The sequence below is a fragment of the Virgibacillus sp. DJP39 genome (genome assembly GCF_049310925.1).
Classification (GTDB): domain Bacteria; phylum Bacillota; class Bacilli; order Bacillales; family Amphibacillaceae; genus Virgibacillus_F.
Genome location: NZ_JBMERP010000142.1, coordinates 1 through 4520 on the forward strand (window position 1 = coordinate 1; position 4520 = coordinate 4520).

At 38.3% G+C, this 4520-nt stretch carries 3 protein-coding genes and 1 other annotated feature; of the genes, 2 read left to right on the forward strand and 1 reads right to left on the reverse strand.

Going from position 1 to position 4520, the window contains the following annotated elements; genetic code table 11:
• Positions 1–51: 51 nt before the first annotated feature.
• Positions 52–268: a binding site (T-box leader), on the forward strand.
• A 41-nt stretch (positions 269–309) separates the two neighbouring features.
• Complete coding sequence (gene leuS, locus ACOI1D_RS21125; RefSeq protein WP_422504131.1) at positions 310–2724, forward strand: leucine--tRNA ligase; 2415 nt, start codon at positions 310–312, stop codon at positions 2722–2724.
• A 144-nt stretch (positions 2725–2868) separates the two neighbouring features.
• Here the strand turns inward: leuS and ACOI1D_RS21130 are convergent, their stop codons facing one another.
• Positions 2869–3633, reverse strand: coding sequence for a hypothetical protein (locus tag ACOI1D_RS21130; protein WP_422504133.1), 765 nt, complete (start codon positions 3631–3633; stop codon positions 2869–2871).
• Between the two features lie 125 nt (positions 3634–3758).
• Here ACOI1D_RS21130 and ACOI1D_RS21135 point away from each other — a divergent pair, with 125 nt between their 5' ends.
• The gene (locus tag ACOI1D_RS21135; protein ID WP_422504135.1) at positions 3759–4067 is read left to right on the forward strand and encodes a rhodanese-like domain-containing protein; all 309 of its coding nucleotides are present in this window, start codon (positions 3759–3761) and stop codon (positions 4065–4067) included.
• The last annotated feature ends 453 nt before the right edge of the window (positions 4068–4520 follow it).

Here is a 4520-nt window from a genome sequence, read left to right on the forward strand (position 1 = left end):
TATAGGCTTGACAATGAAACACCAATTCATTACAATTTCAATATACATAGTGTAATAACGATGAGAAGGATTAGTAATAAATTTATTCAGGTTAAGCGAGACAGTGGCTGGTGAGAACTGTTCCTGAACATTTATGAACTCACCTTTAATGTTGCAAGAGTGAACGAAGGTAGTTCTTGCCGTGAATCCACGTTACGGATACAAAGAGAACGTGTAGTTTGCGTTAATTTGGGTGGTACCGCGGGAGATTTAGCTTCTCGTCCCTTTATTGGGATGAGTGGCTTTTTTTATTTTAAAGGAGGAAAAAAGATGAGTTTTGATCATCAAACGGTTGAAAAGAAATGGCAAAAACATTGGCAGGAAAATAAAACATTTAAAACAAATACAAAATCTGAAAAAAATAAAGTATATGCATTAGATATGTTTCCTTATCCATCTGGGGCAGGGCTTCATGTGGGGCATCCAGAGGGATATACCGCTACAGATATTTTTTCCAGAATGAAACGGATGCAGGGTTATGAAGTGTTGCATCCTATTGGCTGGGACGCATTTGGCCTACCTGCAGAGCAATACGCATTAGATACGGGGAATAGTCCTGCTGAATTCACCTTAAAAAACATCGAAACATTTAAACGTCAGATCCAGGAACTTGGTTTTTCTTATGACTGGGATCGTGAAATTAATACAACGGATCCAAAATATTATAAGTGGACACAGTGGATTTTTACAAAGTTATATGAAAAAGGACTTGCGTATGTTGACGAGGTAGCGGTTAATTGGTGTCCAGCGCTTGGTACTGTCCTTGCAAACGAGGAAGTTATTGACGGCAAAAGTGAACGTGGCGGGCACCCAGTAGTACGGAAACCGATGAAACAGTGGATGTTAAGAATTACCGCATACGCTGATCGTCTTATGGAAGATCTTGAGGACGTGGATTGGCCTGAAAGCATTAAAGATATGCAACGTAATTGGATTGGCCGTTCTGAAGGAGCGGAAGTAACGTTTGAAATAGATGGAAGTGACGAAACATTTGCTGTCTTTACAACAAGACCAGATACACTTTTTGGTGCAACTTATACTGTTCTAGCACCTGAACACCCACTTGTGAAAACGATTGTAACAGCAGAACAAAAGGAAGCAGTTCAAACTTACCTTGATGCTGTTCAAACAAAATCAGATCTTGAACGTACTGATCTATCAAAAAATAAAACGGGCGTTTTCACCGGAGCATATGCTATTAATCCAGCAAACAATGAAAAAATGCCGATATGGGTAGCGGATTATGTGTTAATGACATATGGTACCGGTTCTATTATGGCCGTTCCTGCACATGACGAACGTGACTATGAGTTTGCGGTGAAATTTGAACTGCCAATTGTTGAAGTAGTGGCGGGTGGCGATATATCAACGGAAGCATACACAGGTGACGGAGATCATGTAAATTCGGAGTTTTTGAATGGGATGGATAAAGAAACAGCCATTACGAAAATGATCCAGTGGCTGGAGAGTAAGGGAAAGGGAACAAAAAAGGTTACGTATCGTTTGCGTGATTGGTTATTTTCAAGACAACGTTACTGGGGTGAACCAATACCAATTATTCATTGGGAAGATGGAACAATGACTGCAATTCCTGAAGAGGAACTGCCACTTGAGCTTCCTGTATTAACTGAGATAAAGCCTTCCGGAACAGGAGAATCTCCGCTTGCAAATAGTGATTGGGTCCATGTTGTTGATCCTGATACTGGTCTTAAAGGACGCCGTGAAACGAACACGATGCCGCAATGGGCAGGTAGCTGCTGGTATTTCCTGCGTTTTATCGATCCTGATAACTCAGAAAGGTTAGCAGATCCTGATGCTTTAAAAGAGTGGTTACCAGTCGATACGTATATAGGTGGGGCAGAACATGCCGTACTTCATCTATTATATGCACGTTTTTGGCACAAGTTTTTATATGATATTGGTGTCGTTCCAACCAAAGAGCCATTCATGAGGTTATTTAATCAAGGAATGATTTTAGGTGAAGGCAATGAGAAAATGAGTAAATCCAAAGGTAACGTTGTGAATCCAGACGATATTGTCGAATCGCACGGTGCAGACACATTACGCCTATATGAAATGTTCATGGGACCATTGGACGCAGCTATTGCCTGGTCAGCAAACGGGTTAGACGGTGCAAGACGATTCCTTGATCGTATCTGGAGACTGATTATTAATGAAGATGGTTCACTGTCTGAAAAAATTGTAGAAGAAGTGAATGAATCATCTTTGGATAAGGTATATCATCAAACAGTTAAAAAGGTGACGGAGGACTTTGAAAATCTTCACTTTAACACAGGTATTTCACAAATGATGGTATTTATTAATGAAGGATACAAAGCAGAGCGGATTCCAAAAGATTATATAGAAGGTTTTGTTCAATTACTGTCTCCGGTTGCTCCACATGTAGCTGAAGAATTGTGGAACCGACTTGGACATCAAGAAACAATCAGTTATCAGCCATGGCCTAACCATGACGAATCTAAGCTGGTAGAAGACGAAGTAGAAGTTGTACTTCAAGTAATGGGTAAAGTTAGGTCAAAGATTAATGTTTCGATAGACATTTCCAAAGAAGAACTTGAAAAAGCTGCACTTGAGGATGAAAAGTTACAAGAATGGCTAGAAGGAAAAACAATAAGAAAGGTGATTGTTGTCCCAGGAAAGCTTGTAAATGTTGTAGCAAATTAAAACAAAAAGGAATCTCTAATTAGGGATTCCTTTTTGTTTGGCAGTTAAGAAAGTATAAATCCTTTCTTGCTGCATAAGTGCAACTAAGGCTTTCTCCATAAAGGCTTGGCGATAAGCCGAGTTTTCTAAGAGAAAATGTGGTCGTTACTCTGATGGAACCCATTTAGTTGTTATAATAATCCATCTTCCAGCTTCGTAATACCAAATTGTTTCAATTGTACCTAATTGGTCTGCATGGTAGGCCCCGTATATTTGCTGATAGCTTTTTAAGCCATAACCCTTGCTTTTACTAATAAGAATGGGCTCGTAAAAAGCAATTGGATCAATAAGCAAAGGTGTTGATTTTAGTAGGTTACCTTGTTTATTGTATATTCCGAGTCGAGTATAATCATCAGACCTATTCTTAACGTCCATGATAATCGATTTGCTTCCTGGCGAAAGGGATAAACTTGCTTTAAATCCCTCTATGAATTCTCCTTTAATGTAATGTTGTTCAGGTAAAGGTATTTCTATAAGCTTGCCGTTTTCTAATGTGTTTAGTTGTGAATGATATAAACCACCGCTGCCACCAGTGGAGCTTTGGTAGTATACGTCTAATGTCATGTCATGGTTAAGGTCGTAAAATTGAAGCTTAGGCTCATATCCGCCCTCGTATGGTATCGTCCATTTTTTAGATTCTGAGCTCGTGATGTTCGCCCATACTTTTTGAAAGTAAGCTGAATCCTTGCTAAATGGAATTGCTTTGAGGAATATTGTTTCGGTTTTACCATCTCCTGTAAGGTCTTCTTTATATGACTGCACCGTTTGGGACTTAGGAGCAGCCGAATTTGCTGCAACATAATTTACAGCAGGAAGAAGGAATGGGGAAAGTATTGAAAAGATAATAGTTATAGCAGAAATTAGTTTCACTTTTAATTCTCCTAATCTAAAGTTAATTGAGACATGTTAGCTATATAATGTGTCAGATGTTTGCATGGTATGCGCTAAATTAGTATGATTACAACATATAACTGAAATAGAAAGGCTGATAAGATATGGAACATATTGAGGAATTCACTTCCGAGGAACTACAAGAATTACTAGGTAAAGAAAACAGTGTCGTGATTATAGATGTAAGAGAAGACGAAGAAGTAGCTCAGGGCATGATTGAAAATGCCAGACACATACCATTACAAAATATTCCTACCAGTACTCAGGAACTTGTGAAAGGTAAACATTATGTACTAGTTTGCCGATCAGGAGCTAGAAGTATGCGAGCTGCAGCTTATTTAGATGAGCGTGGATACAAAGTTTCTAATTTAGCAGGCGGAATGTTGGAGTGGGATGGTGAGGTTGTCCTTTAACGGGTCAGCCTTATTGATTGCATGCTTAGACGATTTTATCTGAATAGATTGCTCATTCCTTCTATAATAATAGGATTATAATTAAACTTGTCTGTTTACAATAAAAACTTTTAATGAAGTTATTGACTTTTTTAGTGAAGGGCTGTAATATTGATTTCGCTGTCAAAAAAACAGCAGTTAGAGAATATCAAATATCACGTCATTTAGATTCTTCGTGGTTCTTGTATCCTCTCCTATTAGATGTTTACTACCATTAAGAAGTCGTTTAAAAAGATTTTTATTAAGTGTTGACTTTTGATGAGTGATCCTGTATAGTTAATTCTGCTGTCAAAAACGCAGCATATACAAATAATCATTCACCAGCATTTAACATTGATATTTTTGCGATGAAATGGTATGATGAATAGTGTGCTAGGGAATGTGACAAGCACTGATATTTGCTCCTTGAAAACT

Coding starts and splice junctions, on each gene's coding strand:
- leuS (WP_422504131.1), top strand. CDS start 310: ATGAGTTTTGATCATCAAACGGTTGAAAAGAAATGGCAAAAACATTGG.
- ACOI1D_RS21135 (WP_422504135.1), top strand. CDS start 3,759: ATGGAACATATTGAGGAATTCACTTCCGAGGAACTACAAGAATTACTA.